The 26,296-nt window shown below is 64.5% G+C and carries 22 protein-coding genes and 4 pseudogenes; 12 read left to right on the forward strand and 14 right to left on the reverse strand.

Annotation, left to right across the window (positions count from 1 at the left end):
• Position 1: 1 nt before the first annotated feature.
• The gene (locus tag GCT13_RS00515) at positions 2 to 1,744 is read left to right on the forward strand and encodes an IlvD/Edd family dehydratase (protein WP_152754834.1); all 1,743 of its coding nucleotides are present in this window, start codon (positions 2 to 4) and stop codon (positions 1,742 to 1,744) included.
• A gap of 42 nt (positions 1,745 to 1,786) precedes the next feature.
• On the opposite strand, the gene GCT13_RS00520 is transcribed toward GCT13_RS00515, so the two are convergent.
• Positions 1,787 to 2,524: a FadR/GntR family transcriptional regulator gene (locus GCT13_RS00520; protein ID WP_152754835.1), complete on the reverse strand. Its 738-nt coding sequence runs from the start codon at positions 2,522 to 2,524 to the stop codon at positions 1,787 to 1,789.
• A gap of 380 nt (positions 2,525 to 2,904) precedes the next feature.
• On the opposite strand from GCT13_RS00520, the gene GCT13_RS00525 reads away from it, so the two are divergent.
• Positions 2,905 to 3,165, forward strand: a complete 261-nt coding sequence (locus GCT13_RS00525) for a hypothetical protein (protein ID WP_152754836.1) — start codon at positions 2,905 to 2,907, stop codon at positions 3,163 to 3,165.
• A 16-nt stretch (positions 3,166 to 3,181) separates the two neighbouring features.
• On the opposite strand, the gene GCT13_RS00530 is transcribed toward GCT13_RS00525, so the two are convergent.
• The gene (locus tag GCT13_RS00530; RefSeq protein ID WP_152754837.1) at positions 3,182 to 4,231 is read right to left on the reverse strand and encodes an asparaginase; all 1,050 of its coding nucleotides are present in this window, start codon (positions 4,229 to 4,231) and stop codon (positions 3,182 to 3,184) included.
• Between the two features lie 182 nt (positions 4,232 to 4,413).
• Between GCT13_RS00530 and GCT13_RS00535 the strand changes: the two genes are divergently transcribed.
• The 4 genes and pseudogenes from GCT13_RS00535 to GCT13_RS00555 all read left to right on the forward strand — a co-directional run bounded on the left by GCT13_RS00535 (position 4,414) and on the right by GCT13_RS00555 (position 8,431).
• Positions 4,414 to 4,725: a DUF4148 domain-containing protein gene (locus GCT13_RS00535; protein WP_152754838.1), complete on the forward strand. Its 312-nt coding sequence runs from the start codon at positions 4,414 to 4,416 to the stop codon at positions 4,723 to 4,725.
• Positions 4,726 to 5,078: 353 nt separating this feature from the next.
• Positions 5,079 to 6,150: pseudogene (locus tag GCT13_RS00540) on the forward strand (hybrid sensor histidine kinase/response regulator).
• 342 nt (positions 6,151 to 6,492) lie between these two features.
• Positions 6,493 to 7,377 carry a DUF2242 domain-containing protein gene (locus GCT13_RS00550; protein WP_152755052.1) on the forward strand — a complete coding sequence of 295 codons (885 nt, stop codon included), beginning with the start codon at positions 6,493 to 6,495 and terminating at the stop codon, positions 7,375 to 7,377.
• A gap of 466 nt (positions 7,378 to 7,843) precedes the next feature.
• Positions 7,844 to 8,431, forward strand: a complete 588-nt coding sequence (locus tag GCT13_RS00555; protein ID WP_152754839.1) for a BPSL1445 family SYLF domain-containing lipoprotein — start codon at positions 7,844 to 7,846, stop codon at positions 8,429 to 8,431.
• Between the two features lie 76 nt (positions 8,432 to 8,507).
• On the opposite strand, the gene GCT13_RS00560 is transcribed toward GCT13_RS00555, so the two are convergent.
• Entirely contained in the window at positions 8,508 to 9,446 is a 939-nt protein-coding gene (locus GCT13_RS00560; RefSeq protein WP_152754840.1) for a GlxA family transcriptional regulator, read from the reverse strand.
• Between the two features lie 129 nt (positions 9,447 to 9,575).
• Between GCT13_RS00560 and GCT13_RS00565 the strand changes: the two genes are divergently transcribed.
• A complete protein-coding gene (locus GCT13_RS00565; RefSeq protein ID WP_152754841.1) occupies positions 9,576 to 10,400 on the forward strand; it encodes an SDR family NAD(P)-dependent oxidoreductase in 825 nt (274 codons plus the stop codon).
• A gap of 188 nt (positions 10,401 to 10,588) precedes the next feature.
• Here the strand turns inward: GCT13_RS00565 and GCT13_RS00570 are convergent.
• Positions 10,589 to 11,071 (reverse strand): annotated as a pseudogene (locus tag GCT13_RS00570) (succinylglutamate desuccinylase/aspartoacylase family protein); the annotation flags it as partial.
• A gap of 1 nt (position 11,072) precedes the next feature.
• Here GCT13_RS00570 and GCT13_RS00575 point away from each other — a divergent pair.
• Positions 11,073 to 11,806 (forward strand): annotated as a pseudogene (locus GCT13_RS00575) (LysR substrate-binding domain-containing protein); the annotation flags it as partial.
• A gap of 209 nt (positions 11,807 to 12,015) precedes the next feature.
• Positions 12,016 to 12,705, forward strand: a complete 690-nt coding sequence (locus GCT13_RS00580) for an HD domain-containing protein (RefSeq protein ID WP_152754842.1) — start codon at positions 12,016 to 12,018, stop codon at positions 12,703 to 12,705.
• A 197-nt stretch (positions 12,706 to 12,902) separates the two neighbouring features.
• Here the strand turns inward: GCT13_RS00580 and GCT13_RS00585 are convergent.
• Together GCT13_RS00585 and GCT13_RS00590 are read right to left on the reverse strand one after the other, a co-directional pair.
• Positions 12,903 to 13,213 (reverse strand): annotated as a pseudogene (locus tag GCT13_RS00585) (winged helix-turn-helix domain-containing protein).
• Entirely contained in the window at positions 13,210 to 14,175 is a 966-nt protein-coding gene (locus tag GCT13_RS00590; protein ID WP_321574122.1) for a helix-turn-helix domain-containing protein, read from the reverse strand. Before GCT13_RS00590 ends, GCT13_RS00585 begins: the two are co-directional and overlap by 4 nt.
• A gap of 280 nt (positions 14,176 to 14,455) precedes the next feature.
• On the opposite strand from GCT13_RS00590, the gene hpaR reads away from it, so the two are divergent.
• Complete coding sequence (hpaR, locus tag GCT13_RS00595) at positions 14,456 to 14,926, forward strand: homoprotocatechuate degradation operon regulator HpaR (protein WP_227746683.1); 471 nt, start codon at positions 14,456 to 14,458, stop codon at positions 14,924 to 14,926.
• A 52-nt stretch (positions 14,927 to 14,978) separates the two neighbouring features.
• Here the strand turns inward: hpaR and GCT13_RS00600 are convergent, their stop codons facing one another.
• From GCT13_RS00600 to GCT13_RS00625, 6 genes are all read right to left on the reverse strand, one after another.
• Positions 14,979 to 15,185, reverse strand: a complete 207-nt coding sequence (locus GCT13_RS00600; protein ID WP_152754844.1) for a hypothetical protein — start codon at positions 15,183 to 15,185, stop codon at positions 14,979 to 14,981.
• 187 nt (positions 15,186 to 15,372) lie between these two features.
• A complete protein-coding gene (locus tag GCT13_RS00605; RefSeq protein ID WP_152754845.1) occupies positions 15,373 to 15,552 on the reverse strand; it encodes a hypothetical protein in 180 nt (59 codons plus the stop codon).
• A gap of 27 nt (positions 15,553 to 15,579) precedes the next feature.
• Positions 15,580 to 17,274: an FAD-dependent oxidoreductase gene (locus GCT13_RS00610; RefSeq protein ID WP_152754846.1), complete on the reverse strand. Its 1,695-nt coding sequence runs from the start codon at positions 17,272 to 17,274 to the stop codon at positions 15,580 to 15,582.
• 23 nt (positions 17,275 to 17,297) lie between these two features.
• Positions 17,298 to 18,662: an MFS transporter gene (locus GCT13_RS00615; protein WP_152754847.1), complete on the reverse strand. Its 1,365-nt coding sequence runs from the start codon at positions 18,660 to 18,662 to the stop codon at positions 17,298 to 17,300.
• A 316-nt stretch (positions 18,663 to 18,978) separates the two neighbouring features.
• Entirely contained in the window at positions 18,979 to 19,446 is a 468-nt protein-coding gene (locus tag GCT13_RS00620; RefSeq protein WP_152754848.1) for a hypothetical protein, read from the reverse strand.
• A 346-nt stretch (positions 19,447 to 19,792) separates the two neighbouring features.
• The gene (locus GCT13_RS00625) at positions 19,793 to 20,611 is read right to left on the reverse strand and encodes a helix-turn-helix transcriptional regulator (RefSeq protein WP_152754849.1); all 819 of its coding nucleotides are present in this window, start codon (positions 20,609 to 20,611) and stop codon (positions 19,793 to 19,795) included.
• A gap of 286 nt (positions 20,612 to 20,897) precedes the next feature.
• Between GCT13_RS00625 and GCT13_RS00630 the strand changes: the two genes are divergently transcribed.
• Together GCT13_RS00630 and GCT13_RS00635 are read left to right on the forward strand one after the other, a co-directional pair.
• Positions 20,898 to 22,292, forward strand: coding sequence for a selenium-binding family protein (locus GCT13_RS00630; protein WP_152754850.1), 1,395 nt, complete (start codon positions 20,898 to 20,900; stop codon positions 22,290 to 22,292).
• Between the two features lie 28 nt (positions 22,293 to 22,320).
• Entirely contained in the window at positions 22,321 to 22,932 is a 612-nt protein-coding gene (locus GCT13_RS00635) for a hypothetical protein (protein ID WP_152754851.1), read from the forward strand.
• Between the two features lie 232 nt (positions 22,933 to 23,164).
• On the opposite strand, the gene GCT13_RS00640 is transcribed toward GCT13_RS00635, so the two are convergent.
• A complete protein-coding gene (locus GCT13_RS00640; RefSeq protein WP_152754852.1) occupies positions 23,165 to 23,530 on the reverse strand; it encodes a nucleotide pyrophosphohydrolase in 366 nt (121 codons plus the stop codon).
• Between the two features lie 33 nt (positions 23,531 to 23,563).
• Complete coding sequence (locus GCT13_RS00645) at positions 23,564 to 26,170, reverse strand: penicillin acylase family protein (protein ID WP_152754853.1); 2,607 nt, start codon at positions 26,168 to 26,170, stop codon at positions 23,564 to 23,566.
• Positions 26,171 to 26,296 lie beyond the last annotated feature (126 nt).

Genomic DNA, 26,296 nt, shown 5'->3' on the forward strand with positions numbered 1-26,296 from the left:
CATGACCGACCAACCCCGCAAACTGCGCTCCGCTGCCTGGTTCGGCACCGCCGACAAGAACGGCTTCATGTACCGAAGCTGGATGAAGAACCAGGGCATCCCCGATCACGAATTCGCCGGCAAGCCGATCATCGGCATCTGCAATACGTGGTCCGAACTGACGCCGTGCAACGCACATTTCCGCAAGCTCGCCGGGCACGTGAAGCGCGGCGTCTATGAAGCGGGCGGCTTTCCCGTTGAATTCCCCGTGTTCTCCAACGGCGAGTCGAACCTGCGGCCCACCGCGATGTTCACGCGCAATCTCGCGAGCATGGACGTCGAGGAAGCGATACGCGGCAATCCGATCGATGCCGTCGTGCTGCTCGCCGGTTGCGACAAGACCACGCCCGCGGTGCTGATGGGCGCCGCAAGTTGCGACGTGCCCGCGATCGTCGTGAGCGGCGGTCCGATGCTCAACGGCAAGCATGAAGGGCGCGACATCGGCTCGGGCACGGTCGTGTGGCAACTGAGCGAACAGGTGAAGGCGGGCAAGATCTCGATCCACGAGTTCATGTCGGCGGAAGCGGGCATGTCGCGATCGGCGGGCACCTGCAACACGATGGGCACGGCATCGACGATGGCCTGCATGGCCGAGGCGCTGGGCGTCACGCTGCCGCACAACGCGGCCATTCCCGCCGTCGATTCACGCCGCTATGTGCTTGCGCATCTGTCGGGCACGCGCATCGTCGAGATGGCGTTGCAGGACCTGCGGCTCTCGAAGCTGCTGACGCGCGAGGCCTTCGAAAACGCGATCCGCGTGAACGCGGCGATTGGCGGCTCGACGAATGCGGCGATTCATCTGAAGGCGATCGCGGGGCGCATCGGTGTGAACCTCGAACTCGACGACTGGACGCGCATCGGACGCGGCACGCCGACGCTCGTCGATCTGCAGCCGTCTGGCCGCTTTCTGATGGAGGAGTTCTATTACGCAGGCGGCCTGCCCGCCGTGCTGCGGCGTCTGGGCGAAGCGGGCCTGCTGCCGCATCCGGACGCGCTCACGGCCAACGGCAAGACGCTATGGGAAAACTGCGTCGACGCGCCGATCTACAACGACGAAGTGATCCGGCCTTTGAACAAGCCGCTGCGCGAAGACGGCGGCCTGTGCGTGCTGCGCGGTAATCTCGCACCGAATGGCGCAGTGCTCAAGCCGTCGGCGGCGACGCCTGCGCTGCTCAGGCATCGCGGCCGCGCCGTCGTGTTCGAGAATTTCGACGACTACAAGAAGCGCATCGCCGATCCCGAACTCGACGTGACGCCCGACTCGGTGCTGGTGATGAAGAACTGCGGTCCGAAAGGCTATCCGGGGATGGCTGAAGTCGGCAACATGGGACTGCCGCCGAAGCTGCTCGCACAAGGCGTGACGGACATGGTGCGCGTATCAGATGCGCGCATGAGCGGCACCGCATACGGCACCGTGGTGCTGCACGTGGCGCCCGAAGCGCGCGCGGGCGGGCCGCTTGCCGTCGTGCGCGATGGCGACTGGATCGATCTGGACTGCGACGCGGGCCGCCTGCATGTCGATATCGACGAGAAGGAACTGGGCGAGCGTCTATCGAACTGGAAGGCAGCGCAGCAACGCAATCCCGCCGATGCAAGCGGCTATCGCAACCTCTACGTCGAGCACGTGCTGCAAGCCGATCAGGGCTGCGATTTCGACTTTCTGGTGGGTTGCCGCGGCGCTGACGTGCCCGCGCATTCGCACTGAGCTCGACGCAACAAACGACATGGCGCGGCTGCGCGGCTCACGTCACGCAGTACGCGCCGATGTCTGCGTGTCGATGCCGAGAATCGTATCGGCGTCGGCGCGCGCGTTTTCGAGCTGCACGAGACTTGCCTGACGCGCGGCGAGCGGATCGCGATTCTGGATCGCGGTGAGAATCGCTTTATGGCGCGGCAGCGACAGCGCGTATGTGTCGGGGTGGCGGCTCGTCAGCTTGATCGACTCGGACAACGCCAGCGACATCATGTTGCCGATATAGCCGAGCATGTCGTTGTGCGTCGCAGCCATGATCGCGCGATGAAACTCGAGGTCCGGCTCGAGCAGATCGCCGGCGGTTTGCGCGCGTTCCATGCGCTCATATGCGCAGCCGATGCGCGCGAGGTCTTCGTCGGTTGCCGCCGTTGCGGCGAGCGCGGCCGCCGCCGGTTCGATGATGCGGCGCACCGTCATCAGCGACAGAAAGAACTCACCTTCGGGGATGCTGTTGAGCGTCCAGTAGAGCACGTCGGGGTCGAGCATGTGCCACTCTTCGCGCGGCCGCACGACGCTGCCCACGCGCGGCTTCGAAATCACGAGGCCCTTTGCCACGAGCACGCGCGTCGCTTCGCGCAGCACGGGACGGCTCACGCCGTATTTTTCGCAGAGCGTCGCCTCGGCGGGCAACCGTTCGCCCGGCAGCAGCCGGCCGCTGACGATCTCGATGCCGAGCTCCTGCACGATCCGCGCATGCAGGCTTTTGCGTTTCTGAAGATGCCGGTAGTCCATGATCTATTTGTTTTGACCGTGCGTATGCGGATAGCCGGATCGATCCCGTTGCGGCGCGCCATCGACCGGGCTCGCGCGATCGCTCCGTATGGGCCATGCAAGCATAGCATGGGGGACACGCGCCACCCTCTGCTTCAACGATGTCTGCGCGGCACGCGTCATGTCGATCGGCTCATATCGTTACGCGTATTACCAATGGGGGTTGGGTTCATTTTTTGCTTGAACGTCATCGGGACGGCTGCTTTACTCGAATCGAACGCGAGCAGCGCTGCATTACTCGAATCGAACGGGAGCAGCGCCAACGGCCACCCTCAAACCGAACGACAAGAGGCGTGACCACAGAAGCAACACGCGCATTCACCTCGACACGGACCACGGCAATGAAGCTGAAATCACAAGTCTTCCTTGTTGCATGCGTGGCGGCGGCGAACGTCGGGATGGCCGCCACGCGCGACGAACAGACCAGGGCCTGCAAGCACGACGCGATCAAGTTCTGCGCGATCCACATCCCGAACAAGCAGAAGATCGAAGCGTGCATGAAGGCCCACTACGCCAAGCTGTCGCCGCAGTGCCAGGCGATGTTCGACGCCCCCGACGATAACGACTCGCCCTCGAATCAGGCGGGCTCTGACGGGTCTTAGCTGGGTCGAGCCGGTTCTAGCGGGCCGTGCTGAGCGGCAGCGCCACTTCGACGCGGCCCGTTTCGAGGCCGACCGTATTGCGCATGGTTCGCAGGCGAAACGGATCGAGCGCGCGATGCTGCGCTTCATCGCCGATACCCAGTTGCATCAGCAGTTGCGCGACGATCGCATAGAGAATCGTCGAGTTGCCGTCCTCCACCTTCACGGCGATGCCCAGCGCGCCCTTCGCGCCGAGTTTCACCGTCTGCGCCGAAGCCCTCACGCCGATCGCATAGCTCGCGTCGGCGCCGAACTTGCCGACCAGTGCGCCCTTGTACGCGCGCATCAGCGCCGTGCAGAACCGCCCCTCGCCCGCGACCATCTCCGGATGCGACGTCATCGCGCGATAGATGCGGGCGAGCGCCTCGTCTTCGCGTGAACCCGACTGCGTCTGCGCGTCGGCCGCACGCGCGAGCTTCATGTAGAGACGCGCGAGGCGGTCGAGCGCGAAGGCGGGCGTCGGCAGATTGCAGCCGTCGATGGCCCATTGCACGCCGTCGTCGGGCAAATCGCACGCTTGCGCGACCGTGCGCTTTACGCGCTGCTGCAACGGATGTCCGGCGAGGTGGTAGTCGGCGAGCGCCGCGCCGATCGCCCGCGCGCCCGCCAGCATGCCCGCGTGCTTGCCCGAGCAGTTGCTGCACACGGGGCCCGGCACGAAGTCGCGCCTGATCCATTCGCGGTAGACGTCATCCGAAATGGGCGGGTGGCCGCCGCAACGCAGATCGGCCTCGGTGGCCTGCGCCTTCGCGAGCATGCCGCGCGCACGTTCGATGTGCCGCTCTTCGCTGTTATGCGAGCCGCACATCAGCGCGAGGTCCGCTTCGTCGAAGCCGAAGCGTTCGAGCGCGCCCGTTTCGACGACGGCCAGCGCCTGAGCCGGCTTGGCCGCCGACCTCACCAGCGTGACGCGCGACGGGTCGCCGCACGAAGCCAGCAGCCGTCCCGCCGTATCGACGACGGCAACATGCGCGGCATGCGTGTTCTCGACGATGGCGCCGCGATAGACGGTGGCAGCAATGGACATCGGGTCTCCTTTCGTTTTGGATGGTGTCCGCACAAACAGCAACAGATCCGCCCGATTCTACCGGGACGATCGCGGCCCCCTTCCAGGCGCGATCCCTGCGTGTCGGATACATTGGACCGGCCGGATCGGCGTGTCGTCCGACGTGAGAACAGCAACCACCTTCCATGGCACAGGAGAAAGCAATGCACATCGCGAGAAAACTGATTGTCCTCTTCGCCTCGGCCTCGCTGGGAGTCGGCGCGGCCGCGCCTGCGTTCGCCCAAAACACGGACGCCTCGGGCAGCACGGACACGGCAGGCGCAGCAGCGTCAGCCGCGAAGCCGACCAAGGCGCAGCGCAAACAGGCGAGCAAGGAAGCGCGCGCGAAGCGCAACGCAGAACTGAAGAAGCTCGAGGACGCGGGTTATAAGCCGTCCCATAACGATCCGAATTACCCGCAGGATTTGCAAAACGCGCAAAAAAAGGCGGGCATCGGGCAAGGCGCAAGCCAGTAATCGTCATTCAGTTCACAGAGCCGCGCGCGATGCTTTGCGCGTGCGGCCTCGCGATTGCGCGCGCGGTGCAACGCCGTCGCGAATCGCATCGCCATCTCTCTTCGTTGCCGTGTTCAACTCCGGCACGTATTTCTCTCGTATTTCTCTCGTATTTCTCTCGTATTTCTCTCGTATTTCTCTGCGTGAGACTTCCGCCCTCGCCCGTCGCGAGGCCCGTGCATCAGCGCGTGGAGCCACCGGCGCCGATCAACACGCCCATCAACGCGTCGATTAACAACGCGCCGCAGACGATCGCCGACGACCGCGCGAACCGCCGCCACGAAAACCGCCTGATACTCGTGATCGAAGACGACATTGCGTTCGCGGAAATCCTGCGCGACCTCACGCACGAGCTCGACTTCGATTTCGTGCACGCCGCCGACGGGACGACGGGCCTCGCGCTGGTGCGCGACATGCAGCCCACGGCCGTGCTGCTCGACGTCGGCTTGCCCGGCATGAACGGCTTCGAACTGGCATCGCTGATGCGCGGCAGCCCGCGCACGTCGCACGTGCCCATCATCTTCCTGACGGCCACGGCCGAAGACGCATCGCGCACGTTCCGCGGCTATGAAGCGGGCGCCGTCGATTTCCTGCACAAGCCATTCGATCCTCGCATCCTGCAATCGAAGGTCGACGTATTCGTGCAGCTGGAGCAGCACAAGCGGCAGCTCGCCGATCAGCTGCTGACTACGCGCCAGTTGCCCGAAGCCAACGAAATGCTGATGGCCGTGCTCGGCCACGATCTGCGCACGCCACTGGGCACGGTGCTCGCGTCGGCGGAATATCTGGTGCGCAATGCGCCCGACGAGCAGTCCGCCACGGTCGCGGGCCGCATCAAGACCAGCTCGATGCGGATGTCGCGGATGGTGCATCAGCTGCTCAATCTCGCGCGCCTGCAAGGCGGACGCATGCAGCTTCAGCCCCGCACGGCCGACCTGACGGCGCTGTGCCGGGGCGTGATCGAGGAGTTCGCGACGCACGAGCGCGCCGCCCAGATCACGCTGAACGCGCGCGGCAATTCGACGGGAAGCTGGGACACCGATCTGCTGTGGCAGGCCATTTCGAATCTGATCAGCAACGCGTTGCATCACGGCGAGCAGGACAGCGCGATTGTCGTCGACGTCGACGGCGAAGCGCCGAACTGGATCAAGCTGACGATCAGCAATCGCGGCGTGATTTCCGCCGGCGTGCTGCCGCATCTGTTCGAGGCATTCGGCTCGAACGGCGCTGGCGAACGGTCGCGCGAGGGGCTTGGGATCGGGCTGCACATCGTCCACAAGATCGTGCACATGCATGGCGGACAAGGTGACGGGCAAGTCGGATGAATTCATCGGCACGGTGTTTTCGCTGAACCTGCCGCGCGTCGCGCAAAGCTGGGTGCGTTGAACGCTGCGCGAGCGCATCGTGCCCGCGCGCGCTGCGCGGCTTTCGAAATGTTTGGTCATGCACCGGCGAACGGCTTGCGGCCTTGCTTGCGGCCTTGCTTGCGGCCTCGCTTGTGGCCTCGCTTACGGCCTCGCTTACGGCCTCGCTTACGGCCTCGCTTGCGGCCTTGTGCAGCGCGGGCGGGCGTCCGCGCCGCGTTTTACATGCGTTGCGGCGTCAGTCGGCACATGCGGCGGCATGTGTTGCGTCTCGTACGACCATCGCTGTCCGTAATAACGGCGTGGCTGAAACCGCACTACAATGCTTGCCGTCCGATGTCTCGTAGTCCGCTTTTTTCGCCATATGTTCAGCCGCCTGTCCCGAGTCGCTCTCGCTCTGACCCTGCCCGCGCTTGCCTTGCTCGCCGCGTGTTCGACGCCGCCCAAAGCGAAGCTTCAGGAAGATTTCGTCAACAGCAGCGCAAGCCCCTATACACGCACGTTCGAGGTGGGAAGCACGGAAGCCTGCGAAGGCGCGCGCCGCGCGCTGCTGAGCCAGGGCTACATGACGACGCTCGCGCGCCCCGATACCGTCGACGCGACCAAAAATTTCCAGCCCGCCAGCGACTCGCATTTCACCGTCGAATTTCACATCGTCTGCACGGCTGGCGACGATGCGACGAACAGCAGCATCGTCTATGCGAACGCAGTGCAGAACGGCTATGCGCTGAAGAAGAGCGATACGTCGGCGAGCGTCGGGCTGAGCGTGCTCGGCTCGCTGTCGCTGCCTATCCGCTCGAACAGCGACGCGATGGTGAAAATCTCCAGCGAGACGATCCAGTCGGGCAAGTTCTATAACGGCTTCTTCGATCTCGTCGGCCACTATCTTGCCAACGTAGTGCGCAGTTCGCCCGTGCCCGGCGATACCATCAGCGCCACGCCGCTGCCGATGCCCCCCGCTCCGCCCGCGCTCGTCGTCACGCCGATGCCCGCGACGCTGGGCGGCAACGCGGCGCCTGTCATCATGCCTGCGGCGCAAGCGCCAGCGGCGGCACCCGCAACGTCGGCAACACCGGCAACGCCGACAATACCTGCAACACCCGCAGCGCCGGTTGCGGCTCCCATCGCCCCGCCGACACCCCTCGTCCCCACCGTCCCGATGATGCCCACGCACGAAACGACGGCACTCGACAGCACACCCTCGATTGCAGCGTCGCCGGCATCGGGCGTAGCCGCGTCGCCGCAATAGCCGCAAGCGCCCCTTCGCTGCATAGGTCCGAATCGAAAATCGCCGCTGTCACGCGGCAATTTTTGTTTCCGATGGCTCGCCCAAGGAAACGATCACGCATGGCGTTTCGCCTCGCGACACACTGGCGTTACCTCATGAAGAATCGCCCAGTGTCACGGGTCTCTTTGGTGCTATTCAGGCGACTGTTTTTCGCAACTTCCGCGCATTTCTGATATTGGTTGAAGCAGCGCGGCTGTCGGGTTTCTGTACGTCTACGCACCCGAACATCCTTCGCTGAAGGACCACTTCGATCTACTGTTCCCGATCGTCATGCCAATGCTACGAGGGTCGAGCGCTTGAGATCGGGAGGACCGCGCGTGATCGCGAACGCATGCCGCGATGCGCGACGTGTCGCGTGTCGCGTGTTGCATGAAATCGCGCGCGCAGATGTGCATTTCCCTCAACGCTTCATACACGGAGAACGACAATGCAAAGAAGACACTTCGTAACAGCAAGTGTTGCTGCCCTCGCGTACGGCGGTCTGTTGCTGTCGGGTTGCAGCACCACCACGAGTAGCGGGGAATCGGCCGCTACGGACATGTCCAAGCGCCAGTCGATCGATGCGAGCGTCGACGGCACGATGGCGAAGCTCTATACCAGCGTGCAGGGCTCGCGCGAACTGGTGGCGAAGGCGCGCGGCGTGCTCGTGTTTCCTTCCGTGCTTCAGGTCGGGTTCGTCGTCGGCGGGCAGTATGGCGAGGGTGCGCTGCGTGTCGGCGGCAGCACGGCGGGCTACTACAGCACGGTCTCCGGATCGTTCGGCCTCACGGCGGGCGCGCAGTCGAAGGCGATCATCTTCCTGTTCATGACGCAGGACGCGCTGGACAAGTTCCAGAACTCGAAGGGCTGGTCTGCGGGCGCGGACGCATCGGTGGCGCTGATCAAGGTGGGCGCGAACGGCGCAATCGATACATCGACGGCGACCGCGCCCGTCGAAGCCATCGTGATGACGAACTCGGGGCTGATGGCCGACGTGTCGCTCGCGGGCACCAAGGTCTCGAAGCTGATGATCTGAACGGCTGGAACGCGCGCGCCGCGGGCTGTTGTTGCGCAGCGGCGCGCGTGAGTGTCGATGAAGTGGTGGCGGGACATCACTCGATCCCCCGCGTCATCCGTTGAATCGCCTGCGGCGGCTGGCCGTACGCACGCAAGAACGCCCGGCGCATGCGCTCGCGGTCGCCGAAGCCCGTGTCGCGCGCGACCACATCGACGCCGTGCCGTCCCGTCTCGAGCATCAGGCGCGCCGCCTCGACGCGCAAGCGCTCGACCGCTTTCGCCGGCGTCTGCCCCGTCTCCTCCCTGAATGCGCGCGTGAACTGGCGCGGGCTCAGATGCGCGGCATCCGCGAGCTGCTCGACGGAAAGCGGCGTGTGCAGATTGCGCCGCGCGTACGAGAGCGCCGTCTGGATGCGATCGGACTTCGGCTCCAGTTCGAGCAGCGCGGAGAACTGCGATTGCCCGCCCGCGCGCCGGTGATACAGCACCAGCTTGCGCGCGACATGGCGCGCGAGCTCCACGCCTGCGTCCTTTTCGACGAACGCGAGCGCGAGGTCGAAGCACGCCGTCATGCCCGCCGACGTCCACACGTCGTTGTCGATGATGAAGATGCGGTCCTCTTCGACTTTCACCGCGGGGTAACGCTTGCGCAGGTCGTCCGCGTAAAACCAGTGCGTCGTGGCGCGCCGTCCATCGAGCAGCCCGGCTTCGGCGAGATGGAACGCGCCCGTGCACGCCGCCGCGACGCGCCGCGCGGACGGCGCCGCGCGCTTCAGGAACTCGATCAGCGACGGCGTTGATGGCAGCAGGTCGTTGTCGCCGACGATCAGAATCGTGTCGAAGCGGCTGTCGTCGAAAGGCTCGGTCGTCACCGTAAAGCCCGACGAGCAGCGCACCGGCCCGCCGCGCTCGGAGAGCAGCACGAACTCGTACAACGGCTCGCTCATCTCGCGGTTGGTGAACTCGAACACCGTCGTCATGCCCAGATTCATCACCTGAAAACCGGGGAACAGAACGATTCCGACGCGCAGCATGGCTTGACTCCAGCGATGTCCTAAAAAGTGGCATCTATGACATTGAGGCCATGTGAGTATGCACCTAATCTTGCGGACATGCAGCCGACGCGACGTCGAATCTGCTTCCCCATCCTCAGGAGCATTGTTATGTCGAATTCTTCGAACCCGAATTCTTTGAACCCAAGCCTCGGCACGGCCGTCGTCACGGGCGCCTCGTCGGGCATCGGCGCCGTGTACGCGGATCGCCTCGCGCGCCGCGGCTACGATCTGATCGTCGTCGCCCGCAACCGCACGCGTCTCGAACAGCTGGCCAAGCGCATCACGAACGAAACGGGCCGCTCGGTCGAAATCGTCACCGCCGACCTCAACGACGACGCCGACATCCGTCGCGTCGAGAACCTGCTGCGCACAGACGCAAGCATCACGACGCTGGTGAACAACGCGGGCTTTGGCGCGGCCGCGCCGCTGCTGGATGCGGACGTCGATACGATGGAATCGATGATCAAGCTGAACGTCGTCGCGCTGACGCGGCTCACCTACGCGATCGCGCCCGCGTTCGTCGCGCGCGGCGGCGGCAACATCATCAACATCGCGTCGATCGTGGCGATTGCGCCGGAAATCCTGAACGGCGTCTATGGCGGCACGAAGGCGTTCGTGCTCGCGTTCACGCAGTCGCTGCATCACGAACTGGCGAGCAAGGGCATCAAAGTGCAGGCCGTGATGCCGGGCGCGACGCGCACCGAGTTCTTCGATGTCGCGGGCGTGCCCATCGGGATGCTCGAAGAGCAAGGCATCGTGATGTCGGCGGAACAGATGGTGGATGCGTCGCTCGTCGGCTTCGATCGCGGCGAGCTGGCGACGATTCCGTCGCTGCCCGATTACGCCGACTGGCAGGCGTTCGAATCGGCCCGCGCGGCACTCGGGCCGAACCTGTCGCGTAGCGCGCCGGCTGCGCGGTTCAACGTGGCTTGATGCAGTGCTGCGGCATGCGGCGCGGTTAGAGGCTCGTGCCGCATGCCTCGTGCCTCGTGCCTCGTGCCTCGTGCGCCTCGTGCCTCGTGCCGCGTGCCGCGTGCCTCGTGCCTCGCACGGCGAGTTTATGCGCCTAAACTCGCGCCCGAGGATTCGGCAACTTCACCCGGCAACTTCGCCCGGCAACTTCATGCGCCGAGCAGCACGCCCGTCCGGAAAGGCCGCGTGCCCATCACGCGGCCAAGCGGCGCGCCCGCCGTCACGAAACGGATCGCCCGGCGCATGTAGAACACGCCCTCCGTGTGGCTGGTGAGGGTCGTGGTCTCGTCCGTCAACGGATCGACGATGTCGAACAGCGGATCGCCGACGCGCATCATGTCGCCGATATTCGCCCGATGCACGAGGATGCCGCTCACGGGCGCATAGAACTGCTCGCTGCCCGCCAGCGGTGTCGCGGGCATTGGCAGTTGGGGCAGCGGCTTCGCGTTGCCCTCGATGGCCTTGCGATACGTCAGATAGTCGACGAGGGCATCCGCGTCCCGTTGCGCGACTTCGTATGACACGTCGCGCTGCCCCCGGCATTCGATCGTCACCGCGACCGTGCCTGTCGGCACAGGCTTGCCTGCGGGCATCTGCTGCTGCAAGTGCCACCACAGCAGGCTGTGCGTTTCGCTGCAACGCTCGACAACGATCCTCGGCGAATGCGCGCGCGCCGAACACGAAGCGCAGCAACTTCGCGGCGAGTACACGGGACAGGTGACGTTCGGCATGACGACCGAGCCGCTGATCGACGCGGGCGCGCCTGTACTGACGGAGTTCCGCGAACGCTTCCCGCGCGTCGACGTCACATGCGAACGGGGACGTCGCGCATGATGATCTCGTGGATGCGCGAGGGCACGCTCGATTTCGCGATCGCGCTGGTGTCGAAGCACACCGGCACGACCGATCTCTCCGTCACGAAGCTGCACGCGTGCGGTCCTGTCGTCGTGTGCCGGCGCGGTCATCCGAAGGCGCACGGGAAGTCGCTTGCCGAACTTGCGGACTGCGCATGGATTGCGACGCGCTCGCCCAATCTCACCGACGATCCGCAATCACATCGGCTCAACGATCTGTTCAGGAACCATCGGCTGAAGCCGCCGAAAATCGTCGCGACGGTCGAAGGGCTGTTCGAGTCGCTGCATCTCGTGAGCGAAACGGATTGCCTGTCGCCGGAGGCATCGGTGGTCACGAAGCGCGGGCCGTTTGCGCGCGTGCTGACGACGATCGACGTGCGCGAGCGCGCAGGCGAGCAGCAGGTGTGCGTGCTGCAACGCGCCGCCGCGCCGCTCACGCCCGCCGCGCAGGAACTCGCGACGATGATCGCGTCTTACACGCGCACCGTGCGCGCGCGAAACAGGCACGCGTGATCCGCTTCGAAAGCGCTGCGAAGCTCCCGAAAATCCTCACCTGAAGCGCCATTGGCGGACGTTGGCAGAAAACCGCGCGCGGTTGGCAGCATCGCGCGTATCAATGCTTTTGCCGCGCGCAAGGGCTCTCCCTACACTTGGGTCACACGCCGCTCGCTCGCATCGGCAAAGCGAACGGCCACCGCCGAACACGTTCAGGAGAACCCGAAATGAGCGAAATCATCGCAGGCATCAAGATCCCCGACAGCAAGCTGGCGCGCGAAGCGACGCAGCTCGTGCGCGACACCGAAACCGATCTGCTCTACCACCATTCGCGTCGCGTGTTCCTGTTCGGCGCGCTGACGGGCGAGCGCAAGCAACTGAAGTACGACCCGGAGCTGCTGTACATCGGCGCGATGTTTCATGACATGGGCCTGACGGAGAAGTACAGCAGCAAGCACGATCGCTTCGAAGTCGACGGCGCGAACACCGCGCGCAATTTCCTGCAAGGCTATGGCATCGACGAAAACGACATCGACATGGTGTGGGACGCGATTGCGCTGCATACGACGCCAGGCATTCCGCAGTACAAGAAGCCCGTGGTCGCGCTGGTGACAGCGGGCGTCGAGATGGACGTGCTGGGTCTCGCGTATGACGAGTTCTCGTCCGAGGACCGCAAGCTGGTCGTGGCCGCACATCCGCGCGGCGAGAGCTTCAAGGAGAACATCATCGAAGCGTTCGCGAACGGCACGAAGCACAAGCCGCTGACGACGTTCGGCAACGTGAAAGCCGATGTGCTCGCGCTGAAGGACCCGGAATACAAGCGCCTGAACTTCTGCAGCATCATCCTGGGCTCGGCGTGGAACGACTCGAACGTACAGGTCGGCGCGTGCCGCAATCCGGCGCATAACCACGGGTAAGCGCGGGCGGGCATCGTAAGCGCGAAAGACCGCTCTCTCCTCGTCAAGGTCTGTTGACGATCAAGCCGCTTGCAGTCTCCGCTCAAGCGTGCGTTTGAATCCGCGTTCGTGCGAGCGCGGATTCCTTTTTTCGTACGACGCATCGCGTTTCGCGCGACCACTTCGCGTCAATGGCTGTCGACGAGTTTAGCGGCTAGCTAACGGCTCTTCGCCGCCTTCACGAGACACTCCGACAGCTTGTCGAAATGCTTGAGCGCCGCCTGTGTCCGATCTGCTTGCGACGCGAGTCTTCCGTATCCGTGAGCATGATCCAGCCCTTGTCGCGCATCGCCTTGAGCCGCGCATGCAGCGTCGCGTGCGAGCCCAGTTCGCTCCTCGCCATCATGTCGCGCACGGACAGGCGCTCCTTGCTCTGACCCGCGCGCGCGACCAGTTCCAGAATCTTCTCTTCCAGCGGGTCCAGCGACGGCAACGACGGCAGGCCCGAACAGGAACGGTCCAACGTCATCGCGCAACGAGTACGCGCGACGATCGCCGCGCCGTCTGCGAAGGCAATTCGCCGAACTGCGCCTTGTACGCATTGGCGAAATGCCCGAGGTGCACGAACCCCCATTGCGCAGCTGCATCGCTGACGGACAGGTCGGCCTGCCGCGTATCGAGCAGCAGACGCCGCACCTGCGACAGACGCAGCGAACGCACATACGTCAACGGATTGGTCTGCACGACGGCCTGGAAGCTGTTCTGCACCGTGCGCCGGCTCACGCGCAACTGCGTGCAGAGGCTTTGAATGTCGAAGGGCTCTTCGGGATGCTCGATCACGAAGTCGTGAATGCGCCGCACGATATCGGACTGGCACGCGTGCGTGAGCCGGTTCGTCGATGCAGGTACGTGATACGCGAGCAGATCGACGAGCACCTCGCCGACGCGGCTGCGCAGCGCGTGCTGTGCGCGCGCGTCGTCGGCGAATGCGTCGGGCTGCGCGAGCACGCTTTCGAGCAGCGCCGCGATCTGCAAGCCCGCGCGTGCGCAGGCCGCGTTTGGAATATCGACGACGGTGCGTCGAAAGAGAGCATCGGTCAGATCGACACCCGCGCAGTCGGCGATGCCTTGCAGCATGTCCGAGCCGATCACAACGCCGACCAGCGACATCTCATCGGGCGAATGAAACTCGAATGGCTCGCCGCCCGGCGCCATCACGAATGCGCCGCGATCGATGCGCGCGCCGCCGAACGTGAACGAGCCCGCGCCCGTGAGCGGAACGCCAAAGGTCATCTGATCAGGCGGCAAGTATCCGCGCTGCACGACGCGCAAATTGGCGGACTCGTGAAAGAGGTGCACGCCGTTCAGCTCGATCTGCTTCACGGCGCTGCGAAACGCGCCCGGGCCGATCTGGTCGTAACGCTGATCCCAGCCCCGCAGCGCGGCCGCGTGCTGATCGGCATCGTCGAAGAACTGGTGATGGACGAACACAATGCCCCCACTATCCGGGATAAACAGCGAAGTTTCGTAGAATAAACCGACCGAATGGTCGGGGATAGATATCCAAGGGTATTTCCTGGGCCGCTTGCGGTTTGGCGCTTTCGCATCGCACAGCCCGACTTCCGTCGACGTCGCGAGACATCCGGCCCAACGATTGTAGCCAGCGTCAAAAAAGCGTTGGAGATCTCAAAGCCGGTTTGTGCCACTGCCGTGCGTGCCGTTTTACTTATATCCTAGCGAATCGCTTTTTCTCGCTTCGACGTCGACACTCATGACCCGGTCCCGCACTCCCACGCCGCGCCCGATGCATCGCAATCTGCCGATGCTGCTGTTGCGCGCGCGCGAACTCATGATGGCGCGCTTTCGTCCGCTGCTGACGGCGCAGGGGCTCACCGAGCAGCAGTGGCGCATCATTCGCGCGCTGCACGAAAACGGCCCGCTGGAGCCACGTCAGCTGTGCGCGCTCTGCACGATTTCGAGCCCGAGTCTCGCCGGCGTGCTGGCGCGCATGGAAGACCTCGGACACGTGACGAAAGAGCGTTTCGAAGACGATCAGCGGCGCGTGCGCGTGTCGCTGACGGCGCAGAGCGCGGAGATCGTCGAACGGATGGCGCCGCTTCTGGAGGCCGAATATCGCGCGTTGGAAAGGCAGGTCGGTGCGCAGATCGTCGACGATCTGTACGTGGCCGTCGATGCGCTGATCAGCGAACTGGCGAAAGGCGAGGAAGGCGAGCCGGAGTAGGAGGCGTGCGGCCGGCATTCGATGCCGCAGCGTAACGCTTCGCCGACACGATTCAGTTATCCGTGCGCCTGTCCAGCCGCCCACGACTTCCCGTGCGGCCGACCAATATGCCTGCAAGAATCGAAACAGGCGTTACGCCCCAAACGACGTCCGGCCAGAACGCCTCGCCACCGAGCGCGCTCACGTCGATGCACCACCAGGCCACGATCTCCACGCCGATCACCCAGATAAAAGCCGCAGCCAGTATTCCCCTGGCCATGCTATTCGTTATTGCCGTGCGCGGCTTGCGCTCGTTGAATCGCGGTTGCTTCTACTTCTTTCATTCAATCGTGCTCCTGGTGTTTCCGGACTGCCAATGATCTGGATGGCCCCCGAACTGGGGGAAACATCCGGGCACGATTGTATTGAAGAGGCCCCGCTCAAGATCTCAAAAACGGGGCCGGCCGTTAATCTCCCATCCCTTCGCTCGCCGCATCGATCAGGCTCAGCGACACATCCGGATCGTCGACCTTCTGGATCGCCAGCAGCGCAAAACGCGCGAGAAACAGCGGCGCATGCGCCTCGCCCAGTTGCGTCATCGTCTTGCACAGCCGCGTATAGACGATATCGAGTTCTGCATCGGTCATCGCGTTCTCCATTTTTCAGTCAGTTGATCAGGACAGCGCGCGCGTGATCGCCGCTTCGATTTCGGCGGCGCGCGCATTGCGCCAGCGGCCCAGCACGTGGCCGTCGGGACGCACCAGATACACGGTGCCCGGCTTCGCGTCGTAACGCTCGAACAGACGGCCCGTGTGGTCCCACGCGTGCACGCCGTTCGTCTCGGGATGCAGGCGCGCGCTCAACGGCACGATCCTGAACGGCACACCGCGTTCGCGCATCGTTTCGGCAAGCTCGGTTAATCCGGCAGGCACATCGCCTTCGTCGCTAAAGCACAGCGCAGTGAAACGCGGGCTGACGAGATCGGTCAGATGCGCCTCGCGCGCCTGGCCGCCTTCCGCGATCGTCACGGGATACTCGGACAGCACCGCGCCCGGCACCGGGCCCGCGACGAACGCATCGGCATCGGCGACATTCAGCGGCGACTGAGCATACGTAATCGCCGACGTCTGCCGCGGATTGATCAGCGACCGCACGGCCGGATGCCTGACGGCAAGACTCAGCACGGCCCTGCGCATCAGATCGAACGCGAACGAAGGCGGCGCCATGAACTCAGTGCTCTTCGTGCCGTAGCTGAGATTTTCGTGCGTCGCGGCGACGCGTTCGTCGGAATAGCTGTCGAGCAACGCCGGCGATGCGAGTCCCTTCACGACGAATGCGAGCTTCCACGCGATGTTGTCGGCATCGTCGATACCCGAGTTCGCGCCGCGCACGCCGAAGATCGGCACGAGATGCGCGGCATCGCCCGCGAACATCACGCGGTTGTGCCGGTAACGTTCGAGCGTCAACGCATTGGCCTTGTAGATCGTGATCCAGATCGGCGCCCATGCGCCCTTCTCGCCCATCATGTCGAGCAGGCTTTGCACGCGCGGCATCACGTTTTCAGGCTTCACGGCCTGCTCGGCGTCCTCGCCGTCGCGCAACTGATAGTCGATGCGCCACACGTTGTCGGGCTGCTTGTGCACGAGCACGGTCGAACCCGGATTCGACGACGGATCGAAGTAAGCGAGGCGTTCCGTCGGACGCTCGCTGTCGAGTTCGATATCGACGATCACATAGCGCCCTTCGTAGCTCGTGCCCTGCAATTGCAGTCCGAGTGCTTCGCGGATCGTGCTGCGCCCGCCGTCGCACGCGACGACCCAATCGGTGTCGAGCGCGTAATCGCCATCGGCGGTCGTGAGTTGCAGCGTGGCGCCGTCGTCGCGCGCATCGATTGCCTTCACGCGCGTCTGCCAGCGGATGTCGATCAGATCGGCACGCTTTTCCGCGGCGTCGAGCAGGAACTGTTCGATGTGATATTGCGCGAGGTTGACCATCGGCGGCAGCTTCTGGTTTTCGTCCTGCGGCATCGTGAAGTGCAGCACTTCCGTGTCGCGGTAGAAGCTGCGTCCGCCCGTCCACGGCAAGCCCGTCTTCAGAAAGCCTTCGACGGCGCCGAGCCGCTCGATGATCTCCAGGCTGCGACGCGAAATGCAGATCGCGCGGCTGCCGTAGCAGACGGAATCGTCCGCTTCGATCAGCACCGATGGCACACCATGGTTCGCAAGACCCAGCGCGACGGCGAGGCCAACGGGCCCGCCGCCGACGATCGTCACGGCATGACGCTTCGCGTCCACGCCCTGCTTCAGTTCGGGCACACGCGCCTTGTATTGCTTCGCGGTGAACGGATAGGGTTTGAATTCCTTGTTCATTTGATGCTCCAGATTCAATACCTTCATGCGGCACGCGTGCGCGGCGCTTCACGTTTGTCCATCGGCAACAGCATCACGACGATCGCACCGATCACGAGCAGCACCGCCGAATACAGCAGCCCCGCCGAGAAGCTGCGCGTCGCATCCTTCAGCCAGCCGACCACGAGCGGATTCAACGCCGAGCTGATGTTGCCCGTCGCGTTGATGACGGCAATGCCGATGGCCCGCGCGCGGAAGCTCAGTGCATGGTCGGGCGTCGTCCAGAAGATCGACATCGCCGTATACGAACCCGCCGACGCGAGGCACACGCCGAGCATGCGCAGCGCCGGATTCGGCGACCAGGCCGTGCACAGCCAGCCGGCGGCGGAGAACAGCATCGGCAGCATCAGGTGCCACTTGCGTTCCTGCTTGCGGTCCGAACGGCGGCCCCACCAGATCATCGCGATGATCGTGCACACCTGCGGAATCGCCGCGAGCAGGCCGATCGTGCGATTGCTCGCATCGGCGCTGAAGCTCTTCACGATGAGCGGCGTCCACACGGCGACCATCGCGAGCGTATTCACGAGGCAGAAGTAGGCAATCGCAAACTTCACGACGGCCGGCGACAGCAGTTCACTGACGATGCTTTTCTCGTGACCCGATTGCGCGGGCACGGTCGGGTCGTTCTGGTGCTCGGCGGCGAGCGTCGCTGCGAGCGTGCGCTTTTCTTCCGCGTCGAGCCAGCGCGCGTCTTGCGGGCTGTCGTGCAGATACGCGTAGACCACGAGACCGAGAATCGCCGACGGCTGGCCTTCGACGAGAAAGAGCCACTGCCAGCCTTTCAGTCCGAACGTGCCGTCCAGTCCGAGGATGAAGCCCGACAGCGCCGAGCCGACGGCGGCCGTCACGGGCATCGCGATCATGAAGAGCGCGTTGGCGCGCGCACGATACGCGGCGGGAAACCAGTAGGTCAGATACAGCAGAATGCCCGGCAGGAAGCCCGCTTCCGTCACGCCGACCAGCACGCGCAACACGTACAGCGTGCCGGGGCTCGTCGCGAACATTGTCGCCGTCGATGCGAGTCCCCACGCGATCATGATCGTGCCGATCCATCGACGCGCGCCGACGCGCGCAAGCACGACGTTGCTCGGAATGCCGCACGCGATATACGCGACATAGAAGAGCGTCGTCGCGAGGCCGAACTGCGTGCTGGTGAGCCCCAGGTCCTTCATCATCGTCAGGCCGGCGAAGCCGATGTTGATGCGGTCGAGGAACGAGAAGAAGAACAGCACGAACAGGAACCACAGCAGATGCCGCGATACCTTGGCAATCACAGACTGTGGCTGCGCTTGCTGCGCGTGGGTTGCCGGCGTTGCATCCAATGCACCGGCTCGCGAGGTGGATTCCATACTGATGTCTCCGATGGTCACGCTATCTCGGACACCAACGGCCCGATGCAATCGCTTCAACGGACCGCTATTCGACGATTGGCGACACGTGGCGATGCGTCGCAGTATGGAGCGCGGCGTTGCGCCGCCTGTCCTCAATTTGGGTACATCTCACGCCCCGCGCGGGCCTGGGGAAAACGCGGATAGGTCAGCGGAAATAGGGTCTTTCGCGGATTTTTGAGGGCGCGCAGCAGTTGGGGCGCGGTCGGCCAGGAACGGACGTGCGCCGTAGGCGTAGATCGACGAAAAGTCATCCGTCACGTGCACATCCCACGATTCACATTCCGAGTGCGTGACTTGATGTCCCGATCTCACCACAGAAAAGATCCATCCCTCCATCCCAAGGGCCCGCTCGAACCACAAACGCATAGTTCCCCCCGACAAGCCTGTCGTACGCAATGGGAGCGCTCCTCGAAAAACGCCACGGGCCGGCCGGCGTATCGTTGACGGGTCTGAGGGTTTGGTTCATCGAGTAGGCGGGCTTGTCCGCGTGGCTTGCACACGATCCTTCATAGATAAATGTGTAGACGCGCAGAGGACGCGTCGTCGTCCGCGACACACCACTGATGATGAATAGCAGAGACGTCTCGCTTCCCTGCGACGCGAGCGAGACACTTCCCGTCTGACCTGCATTCTGCGCGGATGCTCGCAAGGGAATGTTGACGGCATCGGCGGCATGGCCCGCCGCAGCACCCATGCCGCACACAAGAACTGCTGCATGCGCCAGCCAGCGTTGCCTCTTCATATCTCGTTCTCCCGTGTACGTCAGCGGGTCGAACCTGATCGCCTCGCAGGTTCGTCTGTTAAGCGTAGGCCATCGTGATTCGCTGGTACAGGACGACCTGTGAGCAACGATGCAGCCAGTATTTCCGCCCCCGGTTGCCTCTTTTCCGATGACCGGCAGGACCGCAAGTGCACAGCGCACTAGGCGGCCTTTTTACCGCGATCAACTGGAACGCGTCGGATACGCTATTGATGACCCGAATGCCCGCAAACGAGGAATACGAAAGTCCGCTCCGGGTCGAACCGCCGATTCCCCGACAATCCGCGACGAATCGAAAACAAGCCGGTGGAAACGCGAGCGGAAAACGTCAGACCTTGCCCGGCCCGACGCACAGCGCGAAGAGCTGCCGCTGGCTCGAAATGCCGAGCCGCCGGAACGCGCGCTTCTGATACGTGACGACGCTCGTCGCCTTGATGCCCATCGTGTCGCCGATTTCCTGCGCGGTGCGCCCTTCGAGCACGCCCGTCAGCACGTCGAGCTCGCGCTTCGACAGCTCGGGACAGAGGCCGCGTACGCGCGCCAGCATCAGGTGCGAGATCGCCATGTCGCGCTGCCCGCAGATCGCGTAGTGATGCTTCGCCGCGTGCGCGATCAGCGGCGCCATCGCTTCGATCAACGCGATCTCGCGCGCATGGTAATTGCCGAAGCGGCGGTCGCGATACAGGTTCACCGACAGCCAGATATCGGGTGTCGGCTGCACGAGCAGCGACACGCGGTCCGACACGTTCGGCTGCTGATAGCAGGCGGCCCGGTAGGCTTCGTTGAGAATGTCGTCGCTCGTCTGCTGATGCAGCACGAGCGTCGAGCCGGGCCTGTCGTTGCGCGCCGACGAGACGATCTTCTGGTTGCCGTCGAGCGCGTAGAAATGGCGCGCGTAAGTATCGGCAACATCGCGCAGAAAGCGCCCGCCGCGATGATCGGCCACCGACACCGTGCGCGGCCGGTTGCCGAACTCGTACGCGAAGATCGTGCACTGCGAAATCGCCGCGATATCGCCGAGCAGCTTCAGCACCTCGGCGGCAAGCGCATTCGAGTCGTCGCTGCCGATCGACGACACGAGCCCCGTCGCGCGGCTGAGATCCAGCTGCCCTTGCGAAACGGGACGGTCGAGGCGCCATGAACGCATGATCGATTGCTACTGGATGCGGCGAGAAAAGACGGAGTAATCGCATTATTTTAATCTGCGCGGGGCGTACGCATGCGTGAACGCCGCAATCGCGTCCGATCCGCTGCAATCGCGGTCGTCGTGCTACCGACGCACGCACATAAACCGTTCCGAAGGCGAATGAGCCTACGCTCTGCCTTTAAATTGCCTACAGTGAAAACCTCATACATGCGCGCCGCTTTCGTAGCCGGATAGCTGGCGCGCGTGCACCGCGTGCCGCATCGCAACATCCTTCGGAGACTGAGATATGGCGACCTGGAAACCCGATCCGACCTTCTATCCTTCCGCACGCCTGGCGGGCAGCGCGCCGAAGGAAACCGTCGCGTATGTGGCAAGCTTCGATCCGTCGCGCGAAACGCCCGACGAGCTCGCCGTCGTCGATGTCGATCCCGACTCGGCGGACTACGGCCGCATCGTCAGCAGCGTGCCGATGCCGAACACGGGCGACGAGCTGCATCACTTCGGCTGGAACGCGTGCAGTTCGTGCCTGTGCCCGAACGCACCGCATCCGCATACGGAGCGCCGCTATCTCGTCGTGCCTGGGCTGCGCTCGTCGCGCATCCACATCCTCGACACGAAGCCCGACAAGCGGAATCCGCAGATCGTGCGCGTGCTCGAACCCGCCGAAGTCGCGGAAAAAGCGGGCTATACGCGGCCTCATACAGTGCACTGCGGGCCGGCCGGCATCTACGTGGTTGCGCTCGCGAACGCGCAGGGCGAAGCGCCCGGCGGCATCTTTCTGATGGACCACGAAACGTTCGACATTCGCGGTCAATGGGAAATCGATCGCGGCCCGCAGCGGCTCTCGTACGACGGCTGGTGGCATCTCGGCTACGACACCGTCGTGACGAGCGAATGGGGCCTGCCCGCGACCTTCGAAAACGGCCTCGTGCCGGAAGTGCTGCTCGGCGGCCAGTACGGGCATCGCCTGCACTTCTGGGACATGAATACGCGCAAGCACAAGCAGGTCGTCGACTTCGGCGCGGAGAACCAGTTGGTGTTCGAACTGCGCCCCGCGCACGATCCAACCAAGGCCTATGGCTTCGTCAATTCGGTAATCAGCCTGAAGGACCTGTCGGCGTCGATCTGGACGTGGTATCGCGACGGCGATCAATGGGCCGCGCGCAAGGTCATCGAGATACCCGCCGAACCCGCCGATGCTTCGCAGCTTCCGCCGCTGCTCAAAGGCTTCGGCGCGGTGCCGCCGCTCGTCACCGATATTGCGCTGTCGCTCGACGACCGCTTCCTGTACGTGTCGTGCTGGGGCACGGGCGACCTGAAGCAATACGACGTCTCCGATCCGATGAGGCCCGAACTGACGGGCACGGTGCGCATCGGCGGCATTGCCGCGCGCGCGACGCATCCGGGCGCGGACGGACGTCCGCTGAACGGCGGTCCGCAGATGGTCGAAGTGAGCCGCGACGGCAGCCGCGTGTACTTCACGAACTCGCTGTACGGCGCGATCGACGAGCAGTTCTACACGGAAGGCATCGACGGCTGGATGGTGAGGCTGAATGCGGACAAGAATGGCGGACTCACGGTCGCGGACGACTTCTTCGTCGACTGGCCGAAGTCGCATCGTCCGCATCAGATACGGCTCGAAGGCGGCGATGCGTCGTCGGATTCGTATTGCTATCCGTGAGCGCAGGCGGCAGCGAAAGGCGGGCGCGATGAACGGCGTATGGGCAACCGTGATCGGCAGCGGGATTTTCCATGGCGTGAATCCCGCGATGGGGTGGCTCTTCGCCGCCGCGCTCGGGCTTCAGCACGGCAGCCGCAAGGCGCTGCTGATGGCGTTGCCGCCACTCGCGCTCGGGCATGCGGCTTCCGTGATGTTCGTGACCACGTCGGCCGTCGCGCTCGGGTTCTTCACGCACACCGAACACTTGCGCATCTTCATGGGCGCGCTGCTGATCGCGTGGGCCGCGTATCACCATTTCTACGGACACCGGCAGCGCGTGCGCATCGGCATGACGGCGGGCTTCGTCGGGCTGGCGCTGTGGTCGGCGGCCATGGCGACGATGCACGGCGCGGGCCTGATGCTGCTGCCCGCGCTGTTGCCGTTATGCGGTGCAGGGATGCCTGTCGGCAGCTCGCTCGAATCGGTCGGCCAGGTCACGGCCGTGCACACCGTCGTCACGCTCGCGACGGCGGGCGCGATTGCGCTCGCGGCCTATCAGTACCTGGGGCTCGGCATGCTGCGGCGTGGCTGGATCAATTTCGACTGGCTCTGGTGCGGCGCGCTGACCGTCACGGGCGCGCTGCTGATCATCACCGGCTAGCCGTTCCGCACTGCGCGCCCACGTCCCGAAAAGCCTCACCTTTAGCGACAGTGCCGTGCGGATTGCAGCGCAACTCACCATCGCGCGGCTCCCGAATAGCCTCACCACAAGCGCATTCGTGAGCGCATCGGCATCGAGCAGGCTCACCGTTGCGGCAATTGTCAGAGGCTCCCGTATTTCCTCACCTCAAGCGGCTTTGCCCCTTTTCTTCGCGGAAGACGTCGAGCGGAAGCTAGTCGTACTCGGAGTACTTGCGCGAATCGCCACGCACCTTGTGCGCTGGATACTTCGCGCGATTCAGCTCGATCTTCTCCAGCACGGCCGCATACAGATCGACATCGAGACGATCGGCGAGCATCACGAGGTACGCGAGCACATCGGCCATCTCGTGACGGATCGAGGTGAGCTTGTCGTCAGCGAGTTCGCTCCTTTCGCCCGACTCCAGCCATTGAAACGGCTCCAGCAATTCACTCGCTTCGACGCTCAACGCCGTCGCCAGATTCTTCGGCGAATGAAAGCGCGACCAGTCGCGCTCGCCGACGAACTGACGCAACAGATCGCGCACCGCGACGAGATCGCTGCTGCGTTCCTTCTCCATACGGTCACTCCACGAAAAGCATCAATATAGCGATCATTGTCCGGCACGGCCGAGCGTCAGCCGATGCACGGGCGGCCCCGGCAGAAACGATGTCTTCGCGCCGCGCACCCACGCCTCGTGACCCGCGAGGAAGTAGGGCGACAGCGGATTGCCCGACTGTCCGCCCGGCATCTCGAAGATGCCGGTCTGCTCGCGCCCCGGCGACACGATCATCCGCTCCGATGCACCGAATTTCGGGGTCTGCACGCGCGGCATGTTGATGTCGCCGGGCAGCGGATCATGCGGCGCGCCGAGCCAGCCGCGCACCCACGGCAGCCACGCGGGCACGATACGCGCGAACGGGTGCTCGATCGCGGCGCGGTTGCGTTCGCCCCAGCGCGCATCGTCGATCGCGACATCCGCGGGCAACTGCGCGATCGCATGATCGATCCGGTCGAGCATGAACGTGCGCCAGTCGATAAAACCATCGGGCACCCATGCGTGATGCTCGGCGAGCGTCTCCATCACGGCTTCGTAGCGCGAACTCGCGACGCGCAATCCGAGCGGCGCATTGCCGCCGCCACCGCCCGGCATCGCCCCTGCGAGATCGGCGTCGAGCCTGCCGAACCATGCGTCGTACAGCGAAAAGAAGAAGCCACGCGTGAGCCGGTAGCCGACGGCATCGGCATCCGCGCGGCCATTCCACGCGAGCAGTTGCTGCCGGAACGCGAGACGCTGCGGATGGCCCGCGAGCGCGCTGGCGTCGAGCGCTTCGAGCGCGACGCGCCGCCACACGTCGATCCATTGCGCGCGGTCGTCGGTCTGGATCGACAGCATCGCGCGCTCGTCGGGACTCGGCGCCGCGAGCAGATCGTCGCGTATCTGCGACGCGCGCGCGCCCAGGTCCGCGCCCGCATCGCCGATCAGCGCCGCTTCGCCCGACATCAGCACGCGATTGTTCGCCGTCCACAAGCGGCCGAGCGGCGGATCGATCCGCTTCGGATACGACGCGGGCGGCAGATAATGCTGCCAGCCGTTGTACGTCGCCGAATCGTATGGCGTGTCGCTGTCGGGACCGCTTTGCGCGTCGCTCGCGTCGCGTTGCGGCAGCGGACCCGCGAGCGTCCAGCCGATGTTGCCGCGCGAGTCGGCAACCATGATGTTTTGTGTCGGGATGCCGCTCGTTTGCGCGACGTGCAACGCTTCGTCGATCGTCTTTGCGTCTTCGAGCCGTTGCAGATTCAGGTTCACGGCCTCCCGGTCATGCGCGACCCAGCGCAGCGCATACGCGCGTGCGCCGACGTCGACCTGCGGCCCCCAGCGCGTCTCGATCACGGGCAAGTCGACGCTCGCGCCGCCCTTCACGCGGATGATCTCGTGATGGACGTCCGCACGCGCCCATGCGCCATCGGGCGCGCGGTACTGCAGCGGGTCGGCGGGATTGCGATGCAGCTCGATCAGATCGATGTAGCGCCCGTAGCTGTTCGTGAAGCCCCACGCGATCTTGCCGCTGCTGCCCGCGATCACGAGCGGCGTGCCCGGCAGGCTCACGCCCGTCAGCGCATGCATCGGCTGGCCGTCCTCCGCGGGCCACGTCAGCGACACGCGATACCAGATGTTCGGCAGCGACAGTCCGAGATGCATGTCGCTCGCAAGGATCGCACCGCCATGCGCGCTGTGCGCGCCGTCGACGACCCAGCCGTTGCTGCCCACAGCCGACTCGTTCGCGCCCGCGTCGTCGCGCCCGTCGTCGCGCCCGTCGGTCGTGTCTCTCGTGTCTCTCGTGTCTCTCGTGTCTCTCGTGTCTCTCGTGTCTCTCGTGTCTCTCGTGTCTCTCGTGTCTCTCGTGTCTCTCGTGTCTCTGGCGGCGCTCACGGGCTTCGTCGCGGATAGCCAGTCCGGGCGCGTCGCGGGAATACGCGTGGGCTCGACGGGCGGCGTCGACGCGCTATCGAGCGGCGCGTCCCAATGGCTCGCAGAGGGCAGCAGGAACGCGTACAGATCGGAGGGCACTCGCTCGCGCAACACGGCGCGCGCGAGAATGCGCCGCGTCTCGAACGATTGCAGATCGAAGTACATCGCGTAGACGACCAGCAGCGAATCTTCGGGCCGCCACGCTTCGGGCTGCGTGCGCAGCATCCAGTACTCGAACGGCCGCGACGACAGCGCGGCGAGCCCGGCATTGACGCCCGCCGTATAGCGCTCGACGATGTGCCGCTGGTCGGCGGGCAGCGCCTCGACGATCGCGTGCGCGCGGGCCCGAAAACGATGCACGCGGTTGCGCCTGTCGAGATCGAGCGCATCCGGGCCGATCAGCGCGGACAGCTCGCCCGCCGCGACGCGCCTGAGCAGGTCCATCTGAAAGAAGCGGTCCTGCGCGTGCAGGAAGCCGGTTGCATACGCGACATCGGCGCGCGACACGCCGTGTATCGTCGGCACGCCGAGCGCGTCGCGCTCGACCGTCACATTCGCCGACAGCAACGGCGCGCGCTGCGTTCCATCCAGTTGCGCGAGACTGCCGCGCAGCAGCAGCCAGCCGCCGAGCAGCGCCGCGCACAGCAGCGCGACGACGAGGCCCGCCAGCGCGAGCGCGGCGACCCCGACGGTCCGACCGATTGATTTTCCCGAGAACTGGCTTGTGACGGCGCGGCGACGGCTCATTGCTGGCTGATCGTTTGGAATTCGCTGGGTTCAGGAATCGAGGCGTCCGGGCATTGTGCACGAAGCCGTTTGCACTTTCCCATACGGCCATGACGAAAGCGCGCGCTCTCCAGCATGCTGGATTTT

The sequence above is a fragment of the Paraburkholderia franconis genome, from assembly GCF_009362735.1.
GTDB lineage: Bacteria > Pseudomonadota > Gammaproteobacteria > Burkholderiales > Burkholderiaceae > Paraburkholderia > Paraburkholderia franconis.

Bases quoted from the DNA above. Each gene is read 5' to 3' on its own strand.
- GCT13_RS00600 (WP_152754844.1), bottom strand. From the start codon at position 15,185: ATGGCCAGGGGAATACTGGCTGCGGCTTTTATCTGGGTGATCGGCGTG.
- GCT13_RS00550 (WP_152755052.1), top strand. From the start codon at position 6,493: ATGTTCAGCCGCCTGTCCCGAGTCGCTCTCGCTCTGACCCTGCCCGCG.
- GCT13_RS00560 (WP_152754840.1), bottom strand. From the start codon at position 9,446: ATGCTGCGCGTCGGAATCGTTCTGTTCCCCGGTTTTCAGGTGATGAAT.
- GCT13_RS00620 (WP_152754848.1), bottom strand. From the start codon at position 19,446: ATGAAGAGGCAACGCTGGCTGGCGCATGCAGCAGTTCTTGTGTGCGGC.
- GCT13_RS00630 (WP_152754850.1), top strand. From the start codon at position 20,898: ATGGCGACCTGGAAACCCGATCCGACCTTCTATCCTTCCGCACGCCTG.
- GCT13_RS00520 (WP_152754835.1), bottom strand. From the start codon at position 2,524: ATGGACTACCGGCATCTTCAGAAACGCAAAAGCCTGCATGCGCGGATC.
- GCT13_RS00625 (WP_152754849.1), bottom strand. From the start codon at position 20,611: ATGCGTTCATGGCGCCTCGACCGTCCCGTTTCGCAAGGGCAGCTGGAT.
- GCT13_RS00555 (WP_152754839.1), top strand. From the start codon at position 7,844: ATGCAAAGAAGACACTTCGTAACAGCAAGTGTTGCTGCCCTCGCGTAC.
- GCT13_RS00525 (WP_152754836.1), top strand. From the start codon at position 2,905: ATGAAGCTGAAATCACAAGTCTTCCTTGTTGCATGCGTGGCGGCGGCG.
- GCT13_RS00565 (WP_152754841.1), top strand. From the start codon at position 9,576: ATGTCGAATTCTTCGAACCCGAATTCTTTGAACCCAAGCCTCGGCACG.
- GCT13_RS00610 (WP_152754846.1), bottom strand. From the start codon at position 17,274: ATGAACAAGGAATTCAAACCCTATCCGTTCACCGCGAAGCAATACAAG.
- GCT13_RS00640 (WP_152754852.1), bottom strand. From the start codon at position 23,530: ATGGAGAAGGAACGCAGCAGCGATCTCGTCGCGGTGCGCGATCTGTTG.
- GCT13_RS00535 (WP_152754838.1), top strand. From the start codon at position 4,414: ATGCACATCGCGAGAAAACTGATTGTCCTCTTCGCCTCGGCCTCGCTG.
- GCT13_RS00530 (WP_152754837.1), bottom strand. From the start codon at position 4,231: ATGTCCATTGCTGCCACCGTCTATCGCGGCGCCATCGTCGAGAACACG.
- GCT13_RS00635 (WP_152754851.1), top strand. From the start codon at position 22,321: ATGAACGGCGTATGGGCAACCGTGATCGGCAGCGGGATTTTCCATGGC.
- GCT13_RS00645 (WP_152754853.1), bottom strand. From the start codon at position 26,170: ATGAGCCGTCGCCGCGCCGTCACAAGCCAGTTCTCGGGAAAATCAATC.
- hpaR (WP_227746683.1), top strand. From the start codon at position 14,456: ATGACCCGGTCCCGCACTCCCACGCCGCGCCCGATGCATCGCAATCTG.
- GCT13_RS00615 (WP_152754847.1), bottom strand. From the start codon at position 18,662: ATGGAATCCACCTCGCGAGCCGGTGCATTGGATGCAACGCCGGCAACC.
- GCT13_RS00515 (WP_152754834.1), top strand. From the start codon at position 2: ATGACCGACCAACCCCGCAAACTGCGCTCCGCTGCCTGGTTCGGCACC.
- GCT13_RS00580 (WP_152754842.1), top strand. From the start codon at position 12,016: ATGAGCGAAATCATCGCAGGCATCAAGATCCCCGACAGCAAGCTGGCG.
- GCT13_RS00605 (WP_152754845.1), bottom strand. From the start codon at position 15,552: ATGACCGATGCAGAACTCGATATCGTCTATACGCGGCTGTGCAAGACG.